Annotated in this window: 23 protein-coding genes and 1 other annotated feature; of the genes, 1 reads left to right on the forward strand and 22 read right to left on the reverse strand. The window is 45.5% G+C overall.

Features of this window, described 5'->3' with window-relative positions:
• Window positions 1-20 precede the first annotated feature (20 nt).
• The 7 genes from AC1VYS_RS19660 to lspA form a co-directional block, all read right to left on the reverse strand.
• Window positions 21-341 carry an EamA family transporter gene (locus AC1VYS_RS19660; protein WP_482934402.1) on the reverse strand — a complete coding sequence of 107 codons (321 nt, stop codon included), beginning with the start codon at window positions 339-341 and terminating at the stop codon, window positions 21-23.
• Complete coding sequence (locus AC1VYS_RS19665) at window positions 328-618, reverse strand: EamA family transporter (RefSeq protein WP_482915065.1); 291 nt, start codon at window positions 616-618, stop codon at window positions 328-330. Before AC1VYS_RS19665 ends, AC1VYS_RS19660 begins: the two co-directional genes overlap by 14 nt.
• A 29-nt stretch (window positions 619-647) precedes the next feature.
• Window positions 648-1280, reverse strand: a complete 633-nt coding sequence (locus tag AC1VYS_RS19670; RefSeq protein ID WP_482911103.1) for an HAD family hydrolase — start codon at window positions 1278-1280, stop codon at window positions 648-650.
• A 39-nt stretch (window positions 1281-1319) separates the two neighbouring features.
• A complete protein-coding gene (locus tag AC1VYS_RS19675) occupies window positions 1320-2231 on the reverse strand; it encodes a decaprenyl-phosphate phosphoribosyltransferase (protein WP_482911104.1) in 912 nt (303 codons plus the stop codon).
• Window positions 2232-2412: 181 nt separating this feature from the next.
• On the reverse strand, window positions 2413-3666 hold the full coding sequence (locus AC1VYS_RS19680) for an LL-diaminopimelate aminotransferase (RefSeq protein WP_482911105.1): 1254 nt from the start codon (window positions 3664-3666) through the stop codon (window positions 2413-2415).
• Window positions 3667-3776: 110 nt separating this feature from the next.
• Window positions 3777-4739 carry an RluA family pseudouridine synthase gene (locus tag AC1VYS_RS19685; protein ID WP_482911106.1) on the reverse strand — a complete coding sequence of 321 codons (963 nt, stop codon included), beginning with the start codon at window positions 4737-4739 and terminating at the stop codon, window positions 3777-3779.
• Window positions 4732-5229 carry a signal peptidase II gene (gene lspA / locus AC1VYS_RS19690; RefSeq protein ID WP_482915066.1) on the reverse strand — a complete coding sequence of 166 codons (498 nt, stop codon included), beginning with the start codon at window positions 5227-5229 and terminating at the stop codon, window positions 4732-4734. Before lspA ends, AC1VYS_RS19685 begins: the two co-directional genes overlap by 8 nt.
• Window positions 5230-5464: 235 nt before the next feature.
• Here lspA and AC1VYS_RS19695 point away from each other — a divergent pair, with 235 nt between their 5' ends.
• Window positions 5465-6202, forward strand: coding sequence for a TraR/DksA C4-type zinc finger protein (locus AC1VYS_RS19695; RefSeq protein ID WP_482911107.1), 738 nt, complete (start codon window positions 5465-5467; stop codon window positions 6200-6202).
• 39 nt (window positions 6203-6241) lie between these two features.
• On the opposite strand, the gene AC1VYS_RS19700 is transcribed toward AC1VYS_RS19695, so the two are convergent.
• From AC1VYS_RS19700 to AC1VYS_RS19770, 15 genes are all read right to left on the reverse strand, one after another.
• Window positions 6242-6604, reverse strand: coding sequence for a DUF5665 domain-containing protein (locus tag AC1VYS_RS19700; protein WP_482911108.1), 363 nt, complete (start codon window positions 6602-6604; stop codon window positions 6242-6244).
• Window positions 6605-6822: 218 nt separating this feature from the next.
• The gene (ileS, locus tag AC1VYS_RS19705; protein ID WP_482911109.1) at window positions 6823-9921 is read right to left on the reverse strand and encodes an isoleucine--tRNA ligase; all 3099 of its coding nucleotides are present in this window, start codon (window positions 9919-9921) and stop codon (window positions 6823-6825) included.
• Window positions 9922-10026: 105 nt separating this feature from the next.
• Window positions 10027-10316, reverse strand: a binding site (T-box leader).
• Window positions 10317-10373: 57 nt separating this feature from the next.
• A complete protein-coding gene (locus tag AC1VYS_RS19710; RefSeq protein WP_090923744.1) occupies window positions 10374-10883 on the reverse strand; it encodes a DivIVA domain-containing protein in 510 nt (169 codons plus the stop codon).
• Window positions 10884-11129: 246 nt separating this feature from the next.
• A complete protein-coding gene (locus tag AC1VYS_RS19715) occupies window positions 11130-11912 on the reverse strand; it encodes a YlmH family RNA-binding protein (protein ID WP_482911110.1) in 783 nt (260 codons plus the stop codon).
• Between the two features lie 15 nt (window positions 11913-11927).
• Window positions 11928-12191, reverse strand: a complete 264-nt coding sequence (locus AC1VYS_RS19720; RefSeq protein WP_090923796.1) for a YggT family protein — start codon at window positions 12189-12191, stop codon at window positions 11928-11930.
• 16 nt (window positions 12192-12207) lie between these two features.
• Window positions 12208-12675, reverse strand: a complete 468-nt coding sequence (locus AC1VYS_RS19725; protein WP_482911111.1) for a cell division protein SepF — start codon at window positions 12673-12675, stop codon at window positions 12208-12210.
• A complete protein-coding gene (locus tag AC1VYS_RS19730; RefSeq protein WP_441928760.1) occupies window positions 12666-13367 on the reverse strand; it encodes a YggS family pyridoxal phosphate-dependent enzyme in 702 nt (233 codons plus the stop codon). The genes AC1VYS_RS19725 and AC1VYS_RS19730 overlap by 10 nt, the downstream gene beginning before the upstream one ends.
• Window positions 13368-13373: 6 nt before the next feature.
• Complete coding sequence (gene pgeF, locus AC1VYS_RS19735) at window positions 13374-14273, reverse strand: peptidoglycan editing factor PgeF (RefSeq protein ID WP_482911112.1); 900 nt, start codon at window positions 14271-14273, stop codon at window positions 13374-13376.
• Between the two features lie 54 nt (window positions 14274-14327).
• On the reverse strand, window positions 14328-14720 hold the full coding sequence (locus tag AC1VYS_RS19740) for a YlmC/YmxH family sporulation protein (RefSeq protein ID WP_482911113.1): 393 nt from the start codon (window positions 14718-14720) through the stop codon (window positions 14328-14330).
• A gap of 217 nt (window positions 14721-14937) precedes the next feature.
• Entirely contained in the window at window positions 14938-15720 is a 783-nt protein-coding gene (gene sigG, locus AC1VYS_RS19745; RefSeq protein ID WP_110898501.1) for an RNA polymerase sporulation sigma factor SigG, read from the reverse strand.
• A 111-nt stretch (window positions 15721-15831) separates the two neighbouring features.
• Window positions 15832-16554, reverse strand: a complete 723-nt coding sequence (sigE, locus tag AC1VYS_RS19750; RefSeq protein WP_090923750.1) for an RNA polymerase sporulation sigma factor SigE — start codon at window positions 16552-16554, stop codon at window positions 15832-15834.
• Between the two features lie 11 nt (window positions 16555-16565).
• The gene (gene spoIIGA, locus AC1VYS_RS19755) at window positions 16566-17546 is read right to left on the reverse strand and encodes a sigma-E processing peptidase SpoIIGA (RefSeq protein ID WP_482915067.1); all 981 of its coding nucleotides are present in this window, start codon (window positions 17544-17546) and stop codon (window positions 16566-16568) included.
• A 397-nt stretch (window positions 17547-17943) separates the two neighbouring features.
• Window positions 17944-19053: a cell division protein FtsZ gene (gene ftsZ, locus AC1VYS_RS19760; protein ID WP_434750146.1), complete on the reverse strand. Its 1110-nt coding sequence runs from the start codon at window positions 19051-19053 to the stop codon at window positions 17944-17946.
• A 150-nt stretch (window positions 19054-19203) separates the two neighbouring features.
• Complete coding sequence (gene ftsA / locus AC1VYS_RS19765) at window positions 19204-20478, reverse strand: cell division protein FtsA (RefSeq protein WP_482911114.1); 1275 nt, start codon at window positions 20476-20478, stop codon at window positions 19204-19206.
• A 295-nt stretch (window positions 20479-20773) separates the two neighbouring features.
• The gene (locus AC1VYS_RS19770) at window positions 20774-21541 is read right to left on the reverse strand and encodes a cell division protein FtsQ/DivIB (protein ID WP_482911115.1); all 768 of its coding nucleotides are present in this window, start codon (window positions 21539-21541) and stop codon (window positions 20774-20776) included.
• Between the last annotated feature and the right edge of the window lie 30 nt (window positions 21542-21571).

The following is a 21571-nucleotide window of genomic DNA, read 5'->3' on the forward strand; positions in this document are numbered from 1 at the left end:
GTTGATATTAATTTTAAACCTTATAATACGAGCAGGCATAATCCACCCATAATACATACCACACCCATCCAGCGCATCGGCCCCACAGTCTCTTTAAATGCCCATTTCGCAATGATAAGCGTCCACACATAGGTTAATGCGTTGGCAGGCAGAACAACGGTTAGCGGCAGAAATTTCAGCAAGACGATATTCAGCAATGCACCTGTTCCATAAAAACCAAGACCAGTAAGCACATGAAGTCGCTTGCGACTGGTAGCATAATATTTCAATCCCGCTCCGCCCATCGCTCCGCATAACGTCATCACAACCAATACAGCAATCATCCAGCTATCGATCCACACTGGTTAACGTCACCCCGATTCCCAGGAGCACAACTGCTGCAAGCTTTTGTACCGTAATTTCTTCACCAAGCAAGAAGTACCCATAGATCAAAGCAAATACATAACTGGCACACATTAGCGGATATGCTACCGATAGCTTCTCTCGAGCAAATGCTTTAATCATTAAAATTGCACCCAATCCGTAACATAGAAAACCGACGCCCATGTAGATCCACTCCGTCAATCCCCATTTCCAGAACAACTGCCCGGTTGCTGTCAGAAACGCAGAGGCCAGCATCAACCATTTGCCGGTATGACGTGCCGAACTTATTTCCCCCACGTTAATGCCTCCATCTCCGGAACACGTTTGTTAATAAAATACCGCTGGCTTACAAGTTGCATGACGGGAAGGTCGGATAACGAATCCGAATAGGAGCAGGATTGCTCATAATCAATTTCCAACTTTTTTTCAGCCAAATAAGCCTGAATCCGGCGTACCTTTTCTTCCCCTTTACAATTGGCACCTTCAATAATGCAGGTATATCCATTCTCATGCCGGACAAGTTCGGTTCCGATGACATGATCGACCCAAGGGAAGTTTTTAAAGTACTTCATATACGCATGCGGGGAAGCTGTCACCAGTAGCACATGATATCCGGCTTCCTTCCGATGTTGCATTTCTACACTGGCCTCGGTATATATAGATGTGCGCAGGTGTGTATCAAAAAAATGTTCCAGATCCTTTTCAGACATACGCCTGATTTCTTGAAAATAGGAACGTTTAACACGTTCAACCGTCATAAAGCCCGCTTTGAATAATATCGTGTGAAGAGCAATGACAGGCAGTCTCCATACCTGCCACGGATAACGTCGCATCCCGTAATATACAAATTGGAACATAGAGTCACTACGTATAATCGTTTTATCAATATCAAAGATCGCAACCTTCGTACGTCTCACCCTGATCCCCCTCTATCTTATATTCTCTTCTCTCTACATCTACTCGAAGATGGCAAAGATCGTAATCACACTCACTACGTACAAAATAACCGTAATCAGGATAGGCTTGTCCTCAAACAAAACACGGTCCGGTGATCCGCCCTGATTTTTCATATGGATGAGATACAAATACCGGAACATGCCATAGATCACCAGTGGAATGGTCCACATCAGATGAATGGTGCGATCTGACGTAAAGGTGAACAGTGAATAACTGATGATGGTTGCTGTCGTGACGATCGTGTTGAACTGATCCAGTAACGTTATCGAGTAATTATCCAGCACCTTACGATGTGATCCTGTGTTGCCTTCGAGCAATGTAAGTTCATTTCTCCGTTTACCAATCGCCAGAAAGAGTGATAACAGCATCGTACAAATTAGGAACCAAGGTGTGAACGGAACATGAATCAAGACACCCCCAGCAATGGCACGTAGAACAAATCCAGCCGCAATGGTCATCATATCCAGAATAACGAGATGCTTAAGCACAAATGAATAGGATACGTTCAGCAAGAAGTACACCACGCACAACACACCGAATAACGGATTCATCATAAAGGCGCCTGCCAAAGAGATTACCAGCAGTGCAATTCCGAATAATAACGCATGTGTTGGATTAACCTGCCCGGAAGCAATGGGACGGAACTGCTTGGTCGGATGCTGTCTGTCCCGTTCCCGGTCGACATAATCGTTTAATATATAAACACAGCCTGCAACCAGACTAAACAACAGAAAACCAACTCCTGTTGCAACAATGGTTTCTGTCCGAATTTCCTCAAATGAAAACAACAGTGCTGCAAACAACAATACATTTTTGGTCCACTGTTTAGGCCTTAACAATTTGAATAAGCCGGAAATCGTTCCAGCGCTGCCCTCAGCCGATGATACCGTATTTTGTCTTGATGAAAACAATGGTAATAACTCCCTTCAACAACAATTCTGACTTGGATGTCTATACAAATAACGTAAAGACTTAATCATAAGTTGCTTGGTTATTTTTGTAAAGAGTATAATGAATATATTTTGACATAAAAAAGAGACCGTTTCCGGTCTCTTTATACCAATCATAAGTCTATATTATCCTATGTTTGAATTAAAATTCAAACTCTACGTCACTCAGACGACGTTTGATTTCAGCAATAACCCGTTTTTCTTCCTCTTCGCCACTCGCGATAAATGTAACGGAGAAACGAACAAAGTTACCTGCATCATCCCAAGGCACGGATGAAATCAGCTTCTCACGAATCAGGAATTGGGAGAAGTCTTCTCCTGACTCGAAGCGACGTCCACCGACCACACCTTTTGGTGCTTCAACATAAAGGAAGAAAGAACCTTTTGGTTTCTCTGCTTGGAAGCCCAGCTCGTTGAGTGCTGCAACCAGCATATCGTGACGGCGGGAATACTTTTCTGCAATTTTCTCCGTAATCTCAGGATGATTCAATCCGTAAGCCGCTGCCTTCTGAATCGCGATGAATTGACCGGAATCGTTGTTGTCCTTCACATCACTGAATGCTTTGACAACGAGAGGATTACCGGCTACGAAGCCAATTCTCCAACCTGTCATGTTGTAAGATTTGGAGAGAGAGTGCAGTTCCACACCTACATCCTTGGCACCAGGTACGGACAGGAAGCTGAATGGTTTCTTCCCATCATATGTCAGTGCTGCATATGGTGCATCATGCACAACAACCACATTGTATTTTTTCGCCCATTCAACAACTTCAGTGAAAAACTCTACCGTAGCACTTGCGCCAGTCGGGTTGTTCGGATAGTTCAAATAGAGCAATTTCGCACGTTTTGCAATGTCTTCAGGAATCGCCTTCAAATCGGGCAGAAAATTATTCTCTTTAGTCAATTGAACGTTGAACACTTCGCCACCGAGGTATTTCGTATGTGTACCCATGACCGGATAACCAGGAACCGTCATAATAGTTACGTCACCCGGGTTGATGAAGCAAGAAGGCAACATCGCCAAAGCTGGCTTGGAACCGATGGAGTGCACGATTTCCGTATCCGCATCAATACCCTCTACGTTAAATACGTTTTTCAAGTAAGCTGCTGCTGCTGTCTTGAATTCAGGAATCCCGTTATCGGCATAACCACGGTTCTCCGGTTTGCCTGCTTCTTCAGCAAGTGCAGCTACGATGCCTGCATCTGCCATCTCGTCCGGTTCGCCTACACCAAGGTCAATCAGCTCGACATCGGGAAAGTCTTTTTTTGCCGAAGCTTTCGCACGTTTGATTTTCTCGAATTTATAGATGTTCGTGTCTTTACCATAGTTGGAGCCACCGATACGGTCGGCAAAATTGGTTTGGATATATGTTTCCTGATATTTATCGATACTCATAATGTCGTTCATCTCCTCATTTGACGCAAATTTCTCATGTTTTAATATGAAGCATTTGAGCATTCAACACCATGGACAAAATATCCGAACATTTGTACTTTCTTCAAGCGTCAACGGCTTCTCAGCGAAGCCAGTACATCCTCCATATCCTGCGGAATCGGCGCGTTGAATTCCATGTATTCTCCTGTAGTAGGATGCACAAAACCGAGTGTTGCTGCATGCAGGGCCTGTCCATTCATTCTAATGCCCTTATTACGTCCATAGGTCGGATCACCAACAAGGGGATGACCGATAAATTTCATATGCACCCGGATCTGATGAGTACGTCCTGTTTCGAGCTTCAGCTCCAGTAAGGTGTAGTCATTAATGCGCTCCGTCACGGTAAAATGAGTCACAGCATGTTTGCTGTTGCGCTCCGTGACCGTGTACATTTTACGATCATTCGTGTCTCGTCCGATCGGTGCATCTATCGTACCTTGATCATGGCTGAGATGACCGTGAACCAACGCAATATAACGTCTGTTGACACTGTGCTCCTTCAGCTGGGCAGCCAGCGAAGCATGAGCGCGGTCGTTTTTGGCAGCCATAATCAAGCCTGACGTATCCTTGTCGATCCGATGCACAATCCCAGGACGCAGTTCTCCATTAATGCCGGAGAGATCCTTGCAATGATACATCAAAGCGTTCACAAGTGTACCGGAAGTATGCCCCGGTGCCGGGTGTACGACAAGTCCACGTTGTTTGTTAATTACAATCAGGTCACTGTCTTCGTAGACCACTTCAAGCGGAATGTCTTCCGCAACGATCTCCACCACAGCAGGCTCGGGAATCTGTAACACGATCTGATCCCCCTCCGACAGTTTCGCATTGGCCTTCACTACAGAACCATTAACTGTAACGGCTCCGTCTGCGATCCATAGCTGAACCTGAGAGCGAGAAACGTTATCTACTGCATCTGTAACATATTTATCTACACGTTCTTTCTTATGTTCAGCGGCAACGATCCATTCCAACCGTTCCTCACCGTTAAATTGCTCTTCATTATTATGTTGTTCCTCATTAAAATTACTCATGATGCTGCTCATTCCCTTCAATCTTTGCAGCCGCTTTTTCACGGCGTCCTTCAAGCAATGTTTCCACAACAATCAACGCTACTCCGATACAGATTGCCGAGTCAGCAATATTGAAAATCGGAAATGTGTAACTACCAAAATTAAGCTGCACAAAGTCTACAACTTCCCCTGTCAAAGCACGGTCAAGGAAGTTGCCAATTGCCCCTCCAAGCACCAGGCTAAGTGCTACGGGCAGCAATTTGTGCGGAGTATCTTTTACCTTTTGCAAATACCAAATCAAAGCGACAACCACAATGATGGTCACCACAATAAAGAACCAGCGTTGGTCCTGCAAAATGCCAAACGCCGCACCTGAATTACGATGGGAAGTGATGACAAAAAAATTGCCAATGACCGGAATTTCTTCTCTAAGTTCCATCCGGGTAGCAATCAGGTACTTCGTTCCCTGATCCACTAAAAATACGATAAAAGCAAGGATATAATACACCACGTTTGTTGTCACTCCGTTCTTGTCTTTTCCAGCGATACCAAGCATTCGCCAGACTTATTTATTGTAGCACAGCTATTCAGAGATCGTCCATGACATGGCAAACGTGCAAGGCAGAAGCAGGCTCAGACAGCTTGGAAAAAACGATAACATTTGCCTTCTGTAATCCAGCCCCAAAAGGTACATCCTAGGATGGAGACATCAACCGGATTCCAAATGGAACAGAAAGGGGAAAGCCATGTCACATTTTACAGCCGAGCAAATGCAATCTCTACGTTCCCAGCTTTTATCCGACAAACGCGATATCGAACATCGGTTATCAGAAAATGAACACTACGGCTTGGGAGACTCTTTAAAATTGCAGACCGGTGAACTTTCACCGATCGATAACCACCCTGGTGACCTTGCCACCGAGGTATATGAACGAGAGAAAGATATCTCTCTGTTAGAGCATGATGAGTTTCAACTCGAACGTATTGACTCAGCCCTGCATTCAATCGAAGAAGGTCATTACGGTACATGCGCTGTCTGCCAACAACCGATCCCTTATGAGCGTATGGAAGCCGTGCCATACACAAAATACTGCAAAAAACACCAGCCTGAGACGGTCGTTTCCGAGAATCGTCCTGTTGAGGAGGAATTCCTTGCTCCATCTTTTGGGCGTACCAGCCTGGATGAACGGGATGATCAGAATGGTTTTGATGGTGAGGATGCCTGGCAGATCGTGGAGAGCTGGGGCAACTCGAACTCTCCTGCAATGGCGGAAAATGGTGATATCGACAGTTACGATGTGATGGCTATTGAAGCTACGGAAGAGCTAGACGGCTTTGTTGAAGCTTATGAAAGCTTTGTCGCAACCGATATTTATGGTCATGATGTCTCCATTGTCCGAAATCGCCAGTATCGACAGTATCTGGAGAATGGCGAAGGCTCAGGACTGCTTGAACCGGATACCGAGGATGATGAAACGTATTAAGCTTGGTCGAAGTGAACTACATGAAGGCAATTCATGTTATTAATACGTGTTCATATCAAGCTGCCGCTGTACAATGCGCACAATATCGGCAATATAATCTCCCACGATAGGCAAGTTTAATGCTCCAAGAACTTGTAACACATAGATAATGGTTGCGGCAAAAAAGGTGAATCCGATGGCGATCCCTACACCTCTCGCTGCACCGGATAACAGATTTAACCCGATGAGTTTCCATGGTCGGTTCAGCAATTCTGTATATTGTGCAATTCGTGAACGCTCCAGTTCATTGGCAAGCCGATTCGTTAATGTATGTAACTCTTCGATTTTGTCGTGGGATGTATTCACAGAATCCGTAGCAGAGTTTTCTTTTATGGATTCAACTGACTGTTCTTGTTTGCTCATTTTTGCTACTCCATTCCTTACATGAATATAGATCAAACTAACGACTTTTAGAAAAAACTTCACATTTTAATCATTGCCTTATCCTCAAAAAAACAAACGAGCCCAGCTTATGGAATTGCTTCCTTAGCTGTGGCTCATTTATTTATATCCTATATTTAATTACATATCCTAATCCTAAAGATCAAGTTATCCGCAAGAACAGAAAACGTTCCTATCTCCTAGGCTTCAATGTAGATTCCGATGGCTTTGCCTCCAGCTTCTACACGCTCCATTGCATCCTTCGTACCAAAGGTCACATCTGTGACGAGTACATTTTCGCGCAGGACATCGTCAAATGCTTCAATAGCTGCTTGCAGATCCGCATCCACATCCAGCGTCAGGCGCACTCTTTTCTCGATTGGCAGATCCAGACGTTTGCGGGTATCTTGTACCGCCCGAACCACTTCACGTACCCAACCTTCTTGCTCCAGCGCCGTTGTGATTTCCGTGTTGAGAGCTACCGTCAAACCATAACCGGATGCGGAAGCAAAGCCCGATTTAGCCTGTTTCTCAACGAGCAGTTCCTCATCCGTCACCTGTAGCTCCTCCCCTTCCGGAGAAACGACGTTGAATGCACCTTCTGCTACCACTTTACGGGTCTCATCCGCCGTCATGCCTTTGAACAAGTTTTGCAGGAAACCTACGTTTTTACCGTATTTTTTACCCGCAACTTTAAGATTCAGCTTGAGTGTGAAATCAACAAATTCGGCATCGTTATGCTCTGTACGGATTCCTTTGACGTTGATCTCTTCCTTGATGATCTCTTCATAACTTGCCAGATCAAAACCTTTGTCAAGGGATACAATCAACTCGGATAATGGCTGACGCGTTTTGATACCTGTCTCGTTACGAACGTTACGCGCAAGCTCAACCACACGACGAGCTGTTTCCATATCTTGCTCCAGATCCGCATCGATTAATGCTTCATTCGCTACAGGATAGTCATCCATATGCACACTTTCCCCCGTAGTCAGGTTGAGGTAGATGTCCTCAGCCAGCATTGGAGTGAATGGCGCAACCAGTTTCGCTGTAGTCACGAGTACTTCGGTAAGGGTACGATACGCATCCAGCTTATCCTCTGTCAAACCACTTCCCCAGAAGCGATCACGGGAACGGCGGATATACCAGTTACTGAGCTCATCTACAAAGGCTTCAATCGCTTTGGAAGAGTTCAGATAGTCGTTCACGGACAATGCTTTTTCTACCACAAGGATCAGGCTGTTTAATCTGGACAGAATCCAGCGATCCAATTTGTGAGCAGACACTTGGAATGGATGTTCCTGTGGATCAAATCCATCGATGGTCGCGTACAGCGTCAAGAATGCATGAGTATTCACCAGCGTATCCACCATTTTGGACTTCGCTTCTCCTACGATTCCCTTGGAGAAACGTTTGCTGTTCCACGGTGCACTGTCAGACAACAACGCCCAGCGGAATGCATCCGTACCGTATTCCTCGATGACTTCCCATGGATCGATAACATTGCCTTTAGACTTAGACATCTTTTGGCCATTTTCGTCCAGTACGTGTCCTGTTGCCATAACGGCTTTATAAGGCGCTTTGCCTGTCAAAAGTGTAGATACCGCAAGCAAGCTGTAGAACCAGCCGCGCGTTTGGTCAATCCCTTCACAGATCATATCTGCAGGATATTGCTGCTCAAATACTTCTTTATTTTCAAAAGGATAATGCTGCTGCGCAAACGGCATGGAGCCACTGTCGAACCATACATCGATCACTTCAGGTGTACGCTTCATTTCGTATTTGCCACAAGAGCTGAGCACTTTTACTTCATCCACATATGGTTTATGCAACTCCAAGTTTTCAGGTACATCCCCTACGGCACGCGAACGTAACTCAGCAATGCTGTGAGGAGCAAACTGTTCACCTGTCTCTTCACACACCCAAATGTTCAGCGGTGTTCCCCAGTAACGGTCACGGCTGATGTTCCAGTCCACGAGATCTTCGAGGAATTTACCGAAGCGACCTTCACGCACATGACCTGGATACCATTCCACTTCACTGTTGTTGGCAATAAGCTGATCCTTGATCGCTGTTGTCTGGATAAACCAGCTGTCCATTGCGTAGTACAGAAGTGGAGTATCACAACGCCAGCAGAACGGGTAGCTATGCTCGTATTTCTCTTTGCTGAACAAACGGCCGTTCTCGGACAAGTATCTTACGATGTCAATGTCGCAATCTTTTACAAAGCGACCTGCAAAATCAGTCACTTCTGCCACAAACTTACCTTCCAGATCAACCATGTTTACAAAACTAATGCCATTCTCGCGACATACACGGTAGTCATCCTCACCATGTGCAGGAGCCAAATGAACGATACCCGTACCGCTTGCATCCGTTACAAATCCTGCACCAAGCACGATGTTTGTTTTCTCTGCCTGTACATAGTTAAATGGCGGGCTGTACGTTTTACCGACCAGGTCCGCACCTTTCAGTGAACCGATGATCTCATACTCGCCTTTGCTGTCTTTCATTACTTTCTCCACCAGATTTGTTGCCATGATGTACACTTCATCGTTCTGACGTACACGGGAATAATCCATTTCCGGGTTCACAGCAAGAGCAACGTGTGAAGGAAGTGTCCATGGTGTTGTCGTCCAAGCCAATACGAATTCGCCGCTGTCTTGCAGCTTGAATTTCGCAGTTGCACTCAGGTCTTTAACGTCCTTGTATCCTTGTGCAACTTCATGCGAACTCAGTGTTGTCTGGCAAGAAGGGCAGTATGGACTTACGCGGTGACCGCGGTACAACAAACCTTTCTCATGGATCGTCGCCAGGATGTTCCACACACTCTCAATGTAGTTGTTGTCGAGTGTGATGTACGGATTATTCATATCCGTCCAGTATCCAATACCTTCCGTCAAGTCGCGCCACTGCTGCTCGTATTCGAATACGCTCGCTTTACACTCGTTGATAAATTTCTCCACGCCATAATCTTCGATTTCCCACTTGTGGGAGATACCCAACTTCTTCTGTACACCAAGCTCTACAGGTAAACCATGTGTATCCCATCCTGCTTTACGTACGACGCGATAACCCTTCATTGTGTTGTAACGACCCACAAAGTCTTTGATTACACGGCCGAGAACGTGACCGATATGTGGTTTACCGTTCGCTGTAGGCGGACCTTCATAAAATACAAAGTTTGGCTTACCCTCTCGATTCTCAATGGAGCGTTTGAACGTATTCTCCGTTTTCCATTTATCTAATACACGTAATTCTCGTGCGCGTGCTTTCTCTTTGACATCCACTCGTTGCATGCTGTTCAACTTCCTTTCTTTTGTTAAGATGAATTGATGGAAAAAAAACCACCCGTTCTGCTCATTCCGCTCACCGTTTTGGGACACAAAAAAACCTCGTCCCTGGAAAGGGACGAGGTTATGCTCGCGTTACCACCCTAATTCTGTTCATCACAAACCACATTCAGGTTACCTGAGTATGCTCTGTCATCAACAGCGCTTAAGCCCCGCTAAACTGATGCAGGGTACCGTTATAACGTACGGTTTACGGTTCAGCTTACACACGGCATTGCATTACCGCTTCAGCGTCACTTCTCCGGGGAGATATTCGGCTATAACTCATCCGTTGGTTTGCACCAGACACCAACTCTCTGAGGGATGAGATCATAACGTACTGAGCCCGTCATGGAATCACTATTCAATATGAATATAGTTATAGCTTCTTTACCCGCAAAAGTCAACCGGGCAGCAGACTAATAAATTTCTTTCATCTCCCGCTCACGGTCACGCACTTCCTGCTCACGGCTCTCCAGTGCTTCCCAACCATCCTGTGTCAACAGTTCAAGCTGAGCTTCAACAAGCGTGCGGAAACGCGCGCGATAGATCGAAGCCTGTTTCTTCAGCTCTTCCACTTCCAACGCAATCTTACGTGATTTACCAAGGGCTTCGTTAACGATTCGGTCTGCATTTTTCTCTGCTTCCTTCACGATTAACTGAGCTTCCTTCTTCGCGTTATTCTTCACATCATCAGCAGCTTCCTGTGCAATGATGATCGTTTTGCTAAGAGTTTCCTCGATGGTAGCAAAATGATCCAGCTTCTCCTGAACGGACAGCAACTGATTGCTCAGCTCTTTGTTCTCGCGGATGACGCCTTCGTAATCTTTGATGACTTGATCCAGAAATTCATTGACTTCATCCTCGTCATACCCACGCAAGCGTCGGGAGAATTCCTTGTTATGTATGTCCAGCGGCGTTAATGGCATGCTGTCCACCTCCTGTAAAAATTCCTTCTCACGTTTAGAGAAGGTTTGCAGCATATGGGTTCCACCCAAGTGAGCCCTATACAAGATGCCGGATCTGGCAATCTGTACGGAATACAAGTTCTGTCCTCACATGACATGATCAGAGATCCAAATATCTTGCACTTTAATGTATATCGGAATCGCCGAATATTTTTTTACCTTTACGTTTAACATTTCGACAAGAATTCGGATTATCCTGCAACAACCTTAAGCAAATTTCCCGATTTTCACTCGGCAACGTCCCTTTTTGGTCATCCCATCTTGTTCCAATACCTTAAAACGGCCAAACCCTTGAATAGATACTACATCCCCCGCCTTAAGTGGCTTCGAAGGGTCTTCCACCACTTTCCAGTTCACTTTACAGCGTCCTGCCTTGATTGGAACCAATACTTTGCTCCGGCTCAGCCGATACACATCTGCACAAATGCCATCCAGCCGTAATGATGCAACGGTAATATCTATGGTGTCCAATTTCGTCACAGACCATTTCATCTGATTCAATGGCAGTAACTCTGTGAATACATGTAACCGATGCACCTGATTCAATTGAAGCGATAAAAAAGCGCCGGTCTCCGCTGCCACCACAGTATGGCAACCATCCTCCAGCACTTGAATATCTCCAATCTTGCCACGTTTCATCCCAAGTCCGAGCAGGGAACCCATATAGTCCCCATGCTCGAGTTCCGAGATTTTCTGATCGTCAGACGTAATGCTAAGCACCTGCATCCCCATATCTTCTTCATCCAGGTATCGATAGTCGGGTGCAATCAATGCACGCTTGCGTTCAGCCCCTTCGTAACCGCCGTCCAGACGAATTTGAACGTCATCGGTACGGTTGACCAAGGTTTGAAGAATAAACACCTGTCTTGGATCAAGGAAATCGGTGAGCTTCATATCATGAACCTTGCTCGCCCGTTCAACCCAATCGGAAGCTTTATCTACAAAGTCACGCTCATCATGGCTAAAATGTTCGTAAATATCACCACTCATCTATGTCACCCTAACCTAAAATGTTAAATACTGAACGATAGAGAGTAACCCAACAAGCGCCAGTCGAAGGACAAGCAGCGCGACAATCGGGGAAATATCCAACACACCGAACAAAGGCGGGATAAACCGGCGGAAAGGACTTAAGTAGGGTTCAACAAATTTGCCTAGCAATTCACCGATGAAGCTTTCCCGTGCATTGGGAAGCCATGACATCAATATGTAGACAATAACCATGTAAAAATAAATCTGGTATAGCGTACCCAATATACCTTCAATCATCTGATACAAAAAAGGCTCACCTCATTCTGTTATAATCTTGCTCGCTGTCAGCCAGTATCTCCGTAATGGTTCCCTGAATTTCAACCGTATCTGGCGTACAGAGAAAAATGTTGCCGCCAATTTTAGATATACCGCCGCCTAATGCATATACCGTGCCGCTCAGAAAATCAATCACACGTAAAGCCTGATCCTGACGGATTCGCTGCAGATTCACAACAACGGTACGATGCGACCGTAGATGGTCGGCAATCTCCTGCGCTTCGTCATAAGAACGAGGCTCATAAAGGACAACCTTGACATTTTTCTGGGAATGAATGCTAACCACATTATTCCCCCTTTGGTTTCTACGTTTATCGAGTGCAGAGGTTTCACTTTCCTGCTGTTCAGACTCTTGTTCTTCCTGTGCAGCAAGACGCTCCCGCTCTACAATCTCTTCCTCTTCCTGAAGTCCTAGGAAATTCATAAATTTGTTCATTACGCCCATCGTGTTCCCTCCTCTTTTCCTACGAGAATTGATCCAAGTCGCACCCAAGTTGCCCCTTCTTCAATGGCCACTTCGAAATCGTTGGACATGCCCATGGACAACTCGGTAATCGGTTCAGTTGTCAATGCTTGTCCATTCAAATCCTCTCTCAGCTCACGCAACCCCCGAAATACAGGGCGCGTTAACTCTGGATCTTCCTCATGAGGAGCCATCGTCATCAGACCGATGACCTTAAGGTTTTTGAACGATTGAATATCCTTCAGAAAAGAACTTGTTTGTTCAGGCTGCAAACCATATTTGCTCTCTTCGCCTGAAATGTTCACCTGCATAAACGTGTTCACCTTAATTCCAAGTGAGCCGGCTTTTTTATCCAGTTCTTTTGCCAGTGACAAACGATCGAGTGAATGTATGTATGCAAACTTACCAATGACGTCTTTCACCTTGTTTGTCTGCAAATGACCGATAAAGTGCCATGTCCCTTTTTGGCCAAAGGCTTCCCATTTTGCCTGTGCATCCTGCCAACGATTTTCTCCAATATTCTCAAGACCATGTTCAAGCACAGCACCCGTCGTTTGCAGTGAAACATATTTTGTGACCGCAATCACGTTCACATCCTCAAAAGTGCGGTTGCTGCGCTTACACGCATCTTCAATCTTCTGATTCACTTGTTGTATACGCTCCTCCAATGACACAGAGGGTCACCTCTCTTCCAGCCCAATCCAGCTTGCCATTCTTCCCGTTACCCCATTTTCCTTACGATAGGAGAAAAAAAGTTCGGGATGACAACTTGTACACCATGTTGTACATTCGATATGATCCGGCAATATTCCTGCTTTCATCATAATGTGTCGATTACATTCTTTCAAGTTTAACATCGTTTTTCCGTTCGCAGCAGGTGTATAAATGCGCTTTGAGGCAGAATCATTGTATTCATCATTACCCTGTGGTTCATCCAGCCAAACCCGGACATGCTTCATGACAGCCTCATCCACTTCATAACAACAATCCCCGATGGAGGGTCCAATAGCCGCTCTTATATCCGCTCTCCGGCTTCCATACTCTCGTTCCATCGTTTCCACCATGGAGACAGCAACACCTGCAACTGTGCCTTTCCATCCGGCATGAGCGAGCCCTACAGCCTGTGTCACCGGATCATAGAAATACAGCGGAACGCAGTCAGCATAAAATGAAGTCAGCAGAATACCAGGTATGTTGGTCACCAGACCATCCGTGTTCTGCAATGCCGATTGACGATCCAGCAGGCCTCTGCCCCTGTCTTCGGCTGTAATGACAGCTACCTCTTTACCATGCACCTGTTCGCCACAGGTCCATGCATCCAGCGAAAAAGCAAGCTTCTCCGTTACAAGGCGGCGATTAACAAGCACTGTTTCCGCATCATCCCCAACGTGATACGCACAATTAAGGGTAGCATAAGGTTCTTGACCAACGCCCCCGTGTCTGGTTGTAAAACCCACCGTTAACCGTTCAAACGACTGTTTCCAAGGTTCAATATATAATAACAGCGGATCTTGTTCACCATGATACGTTTGCCCTTCAATATCCTTAACGATATCTTTATCCAATACAAATGGTTCCATTCCTGATCACCTCACAACTTCCAGTTTACCAAATACAGATGCCTTCTGTCTCCTTTATATCGTTCTTCGTTGACTCCGATCCAATCGTTCCTGTCGCTCTGTGCGTTCTGAACGGCTCTGCTGCTGCTCATCATACAAACGGGCTTCCCGTTCACGCTCGTCATAAACCTGTTCCTTCACCTCATCCATTTTGACAAGAATGACATCCGAGCCAATCTTCACAATATTTCTCCAAGGAATGATCAGGTCCGTTCCTCCTCCAAACAACCCCATAAAACGGCTATATCCTGGCACAACAATGGCTTCAATTCGTCCTTGTTTGAGATCCAGTTCCAGATCACTGATCTGGCCAAGACGTTTGCCATCCGTAATATTAATGACATCCTTCGTTTGAAAATCAGAAATTTTCATACCGCGTGATGTTGAGTCGCTTGTATTCACTTTCATCCCTTCCGCCCCCCGTTAACGCTCATCTGCCCGTTCTGCATCCTTCTATATCAATATATGTCCTGTAGGCGAAAAATGTCCTATTTTTCAATCGCATATTTCAAAAGCACACCCGATTAACAGCGTTCTTGCATAGTCCCCTTCCTTCTACACTGCACAAAAAAGACGATCAATGGAATGGTTATCCGATCGATCGTCCCTTTTGTTTTATGTCATTCTACGACTTCACATGTTTCTGCATCTGCTGTATAGCTGATTTTTCGAGACGTGAAACCTGAGCTTGTGATATCCCGATTTCGTCCGCTACTTCCATCTGGGTTTTCCCTTCAAAAAAGCGCATCGACAAAATCATCTTTTCCCGTTGACCAAGACGGTGCATGGCTTCCCGCAATGCAATCTCCTCAATCCAGGACACATCCTTGTTTTTGTCATCACTGATCTGATCCATCACATAAATCGGGTCTCCCCCATCATGATAAATCGGTTCAAATAGAGATACTGGGTCTTGTATGGCATCCAGTGCAAAAACAACATCTTCCTTCGGCACATTCAGTGCCTCTGAAATTTCAAATATCGTCGGTTCGCGTGAATTTTTATTCGTTAGACTGTCACGAACCTGGAGTGCCTTGTAGGCAATATCCCGTAGTGACCGGGATACCCGAATCGGGTTATTGTCACGCAGATACCTGCGAATTTCACCGATAATCATCGGCACCGCATAGGTTGAAAATTTGACGTTCTGGGATAAATCAAAATTATCAATGGCTTTCATCAGGCCGATACATCCAACCTGGAACAGATCATCGACAAACTCCCCCCGATTGTTAAAACGCTGAATGACACTGAGTACCAGACGCAGGTTGCCATTCACTAATTTCTCTCTTGCTGAGCGATCATGGTGCTGCTGAAGGGAATGGAATAATTCCCGCATTTCAATATTGGTGAGAACAGGCAACTTTGCGGTGTCCACGCCACAAATCTCGACTTTGTTTCGGGTCATCGTGATTTACCTCCCAAGGAGAAACATTAATGTACATTATCTCCGGGGCAGGCTTTTTTATTCGTCGTTGGCACCCTTGCCAGTAATACCCATTCTTCTTTTCCCACTGGATCAGACCATTTTGTTGAACTCTTTTCGAAGCCTCTTAATGATTCTTTTTTCAAGCCTGGAGATATAGGATTGGGAGATTCCCAGCAGATCTGCCACATCTTTTTGCGTCTTTTCTTCGCCATCCGTCAAGCCAAAACGAAGCTCCATAATCATTCGCTCGCGATCCGTCAGTTTCTCCAGTGCTTTGTGCAGCAGCTTGCGATCTACCTGTTCTTCAATATTTCGATAGATTGTATCGTTCTCGGTGCCTAGCACATCGGATAATAAAAGTTCGTTTCCATCCCAATCAATATTTAGCGGTTCGTCAAAAGAAACCTCGGTACGGATTTTACTGTTACGCCGCAAATACATCAATATTTCATTTTCGATACACCGCGAAGCGTAGGTAGCGAGCTTGATTTTTTTTTCCGGATCGAAGGTATTTACAGCCTTAATCAGTCCGATCGCACCGATGGATACCAGATCCTCGATATTGATGCCTGTGTTCTCGAACTTACGAGCAATATACACGACCAGACGCAGATTACGTTCAATTAACATGGCACGTATGGCTGAATCTCCTGACGATAACTTCTGTAGCAAGTACTCCTCTTCTTCCCGTGTCAATGGAGGTGGGAGTGCCTCACTTCCCCCGATGTAATAAATCTCTTCGCTTTTTAGCCCAAACAGGAACAACAAACGATAATATTGCAGCTGGGCAACCAGTTTCCATTTCACAAGCATGTAGGTTCCTCCTATACCACATTCAGCGGCTTTTCTGTGACTTCCGCGGATGGAGTCTTAGACTGCGCAGAAGCATCTTCTTGCACCAATTCAGGATGAATTACGGCCTGATATTTCCCGTCTGACGACAAAACGCCCCCATCCAGTCCAATCAGAACCTTTGTCGTCACATATTCCGTTCCCTCCATCGTCACTTTGACCCGATCTGGCTTAATCGCCAGCATAAACGCCGTTCCTTTGTTAATTCCTCGATAGGGAACCAATCGCAGTCGATCCTGCCACTGAAAATGTTGATGATCCAGCTCCATAATGAGGTTGTCCGGCGCTTCATGCTTCAGTCTGCTCTTCCATGAATTAGGCAGCATATCCTGCCACAACGAAACTTCCATGACCATCACTGGCATACGTGACAGTGGATCTGTAAGCTGATTGCCTGTATCCAGAAGGCCTGTACAAGACACAACAACTTCATCAATGCTGACCTCAACTTGACCAAGGTACGTGGTCATTCGATCCGCTTTACGTTTGGCACCTTGCACAATTTTGAATAATAAGAGAACCGCGAAGAATACAATAAATGTGAACCAGAACGCAATCTTGAGATCAAATGACATACCACCAGACGCTGTAAACCAGATGCCATTGAACAGATCACCCGAACTCTGAAGCATATAGTGCACACCCAGGATGCCTCCAGCTGCGACAAAATTAATAATATAAAATGTACCCAGCGTCCTCAGAAAAGACTGCAATCCCTTATATCCAAACGCGATGCTCAACATAACAAGAGAGAAGCCAAACTTGATTAAAAACGTGAACAGAAAATCAAATTCCGGTACAAACATCATCACAACATATAACGCGCCAACGATGGCCGATAACAGCCATCTCCACCAGACCAGCTTCGTTTGGCGCATCCAAGCCGTCAATCCAATGAGCGCTCCATCAATACAAAGATTTGTCAAAAAGATGAGATCAACATAAACAACCACGCTCTTCACCTGCCTGCATCCAACCTATCGAAATCATGATTTCTAGCAATCTTGCATGCTTCGGATCGAATCCACCCCAATGCTTTGGCTCCAATCGACCCAAATGCCTCCGATTGAATCGACTCAATTGCCTCGGATTGATCGACTCAACTGCCTCGGATTGATCGACTCAACTGCCTCATCATCTCGATATTCATGAGCATATTCCCAAGTATACGGAGCCTCCTGTTCAAAGTCTGTCTAAATGTGGGAGCTTGTTTCCAACTTTTTTTGTCGGAATACGCAGGCAAGTTGTTCAGAATTTGTTCATTCCTGTATGTTAGACTGTATAAAAAAACAGCAAAAACCCGGCTGCTGCAGAAGCAGCGCCGGGTTTACAAGAGGTTGAATTAACGTATTATTCGTTATTGTTGTTGCGGGAACGATTGCGTAAAAATGTCGGAATGTCCAGCTGATCATTGCTTGGCTGGTTTCCAAATGGACGAAGATTCGGTGAACGTGTCTCCGCTGTCTCTGTTGCTGCAGCAGGTTTGCGCACTGGCGGAGCAGAAGGTTTATCTTCGAACCCAGTCGCGATTACCGTAACCTTGATCTCCTCTTTCAGATCTTCATCAATAATCGCACCAAAGATCATATTCACTTCCGGATCAGAAGCTGATGTCACGATCTCTGCTGCTTCATTCACTTCATACAGGGACAGATTAACGCCACCTGTGATGTTCATGATTACGCCACGTGCGCCTTCAATGGAGGTCTCAAGCAAAGGGCTCATGATCGCTTTGCGTGCTGCTTCTGCTGCACGGTTCTCTCCTGTCGCTTCACCGATACCCATGAGCGCAGAACCACGCTCGTGCATGATTGTTTTGACATCTGCAAAGTCAAGGTTGATCAAGCCCGGTACTGCGATCAAATCGGAAATACCCTGAACCGCTTGACGCAATACGTTATCCGCTTGGCGGAATGCCTCCAGCATCGGCGTCTTTTTATCTACGATCTCAAGCAAACGGTCATTCGGAATAACGATCAGTGTATCTACTTTTTCCTTAAGCGCTTCAATACCTTGTTCTGCATGGCTGGAACGCTTACGACCTTCAAAAGTGAAAGGGCGTGTTACAACACCTACAGTGAGTGCACCGCACTCCTTGGCAATTTCAGCGATGACTGGAGCTGCACCAGTACCTGTACCACCGCCCATACCGGCTGTAACAAATACCATGTCTGCACCTTTCAACGTGTTCATGATCAAGTCACGGGACTCTTCCGCTGCTTTTTTACCTACATCCGGGTTAGCACCCGCACCAAGACCACGAGTTAATTTATCTCCGATTTGCAGTTTATGCTCGGATTTTGCCAGGTGTAACGCCTGAGCATCCGTGTTTACTGTAATAAATTCAACGCCTTGTACACCATTTTCAATCATTCGGTTAACTGCGTTGCTACCTCCGCCGCCTACACCGATGACTTTAATCTGAGCCAAGCTCTCCATCTCAAAATCAAATTCCAACATATAATTCCATCTCCCCCTCAATGTGCATGGATGGCCCGTCCAATTTTTGATTTGAACCGAATCAATTTCATATATCGACGAACGAAAGCGTTTATTTTAGTACCAGCGCATTCAGACGGCTTCAAGAATGTATGAAATGGATCCAACCTGTTATATAAATTCACTGAACATATTCTTCAGTCGTTCGAACAGACCGGGTTTTTGCTCCGATTCCTGAGCCGCATTCGGCTTCGGACGGTTCGTCGGTTTCTTGCTATTGGTGTTGTTATTACCGCCGTTGCTGCTCGAGGGCCTGATGCGCAAACTGCGAATAACATTGTGTAAAATACCAACGCCGCTGGTGTACCCAGGATCACGGACACCAATGTAATCCGGAACGGCAACACGTACCGAAGCAGCAAGTTCATGTTGTGCGACTTGCAGAACGCCTGGCATAGAGACCGTGCCTCCCGTTAGTATATAACCGCCAGGAAGCTCATTGTAACCAAGGCGTTTGACCTCTGTACCGATCATCTGGAATATTTCCTGAACCCTAGGCTCAATAATAGCCGCCAGATCTTCTTGGGAAAATTCCTTATCCACATTGCTACCAATGCGTGTAACTTTAAACATCACATCTGCGGCAGCATCATCAAGCCAAGCACAACCATACTTCAGCTTAACTTTCTCCGCCTGATCCGTCAAAGTACGCAAACCATAAGCAATATCATTCGTTACAAATTCCCCACCAATTGGCAGTGTTGAAGTGGCTACCAAACTATCCTCTTCAAAGATGGCGATCGTTGTAGCTCCTGCCCCGATATCTACGAGCACAGAGCCCATCGTTTTCTCATCCTTGGACAGGGCAAGTTGACCTGCTCCGAGTGACATAAGGACTAGGTCACTCACTTTTAATCCCGCTTTTTCCACGCAGCGCAACAGATTATGTATCGCGGTTTTAGCCCCAGTAATAATGGTTGCTTCAACTTCCAGACGAACACCAATCATACCACGCGGGTCTTGTATGCCTTCCAAGCCGTCTACAACATATTGCTTGGCGACAACATCAATAATTTCCCGTTCGGGCGGAACCGCAATAACTTCGGCTGCTTTCAACACCCGCTCCATGTCTTCTTCTCCGATCTCACGATCCTCGTTCGATACTGCCACCACACCGTGACTACTCATTAAACCAATGTGATTGCCCGAGATTCCAACATATACTTCGGATATTTGAATACCTACCATACGTTCTGCATGATCGACTGCATTGCGAATCGATTGCACCGTCTGATCGATATCTACGATTACACCTTTGCGAATTCCTTCCGAGTCGGCAGATCCAACTCCAATAATATTAAAGGTTCCATTATTAATTTCCCCAATAATAGCGCGAATTTTGGATGTACCGATGTCCAAACTAACAATGATGTCATTGTTGCTCAAGTCTGTGGCACCTCCTGACTCCAATAGTAAAATACGTTCGGGTTCAAACACTCATTAAAACATATTCAACACAGCTTAGGCTTTCCCTCTTTTTTCTACAATTTTTTTGGGTGCCAAGTTCTGGATGTGTAACATAAAACCTTGAAGAAAAAAGAAGGAGGCAACTCATGTGCCGTAAGTTTAAGTGTACCATTTTTTCTTCATCTCAGAAAGAACAAGTTTCATACATCAACCGGTGCTAAAGCCCGACCCTGCCTACACTTTTGCGCAATATGCCGCCAATCAGCGGCATACATCATTGCCCTGTCCCCGGCTCGGCATTATCCTCTGGATTATCCGGTATAAATGGCACATACGTATCTGCCTCAAGCATTGTAATTTTGCCAGGACGTTCCGTCTCGATCACCTGATTTAAATACTCCACTTTATCCGTTAACAGTGATATCGTTGTAATCACTTCAAACTGTGACTTGGTATACATACGGATCTGATCCGGAAAAGAAGGTGTTGGATTAGGTATGATTTCGGAAATGTCCGTTGTTAATTCATTCGGAATTTGAGCTAATGCCTCGCTCAGTTTAGGTTTGAGCGGGTCATTCGCCTTCCATTGCGTCAGAATCGGTTTCTCTACGGCAACACCAATCGTTGGCGGAACATTCAGGCTCGTCCCGTTAGACAATATGGCTTTAAGCGCCCCGGTTGTATCCAACTCATAAGCGACTGTCGGGAACTCCTGCACCTTGATATGGATCGTACCCGGAAATTGCTTGTCCACCGTAACGGTCGAGACAGCTTTAATCGTTTTAAGACGTTCTATAATTTCGGTTGCACTTGCTCCAAAAAACTGGTCGCCTTCCTTAAGACCACTCTTGTCTAGCAACTCCGCAGTCGCTGTGTACACATTACCCGTAATTTCGATATCCGATATACGGCTTACAGAAGATCGAAAGAATAATACAGCCAGCAATACAATAAATAATAATAGTAGGATAATTACAATTTTACGGCTTGTGTTTCCTTTTGGGCGATTCTTCTTGAGAACCGGAATTTGACTTTTAGGCATAATAACGCTCCACAAAGCCTCAGGTCCCCT

Source organism: Paenibacillus sp. G34, from assembly GCF_056856875.1.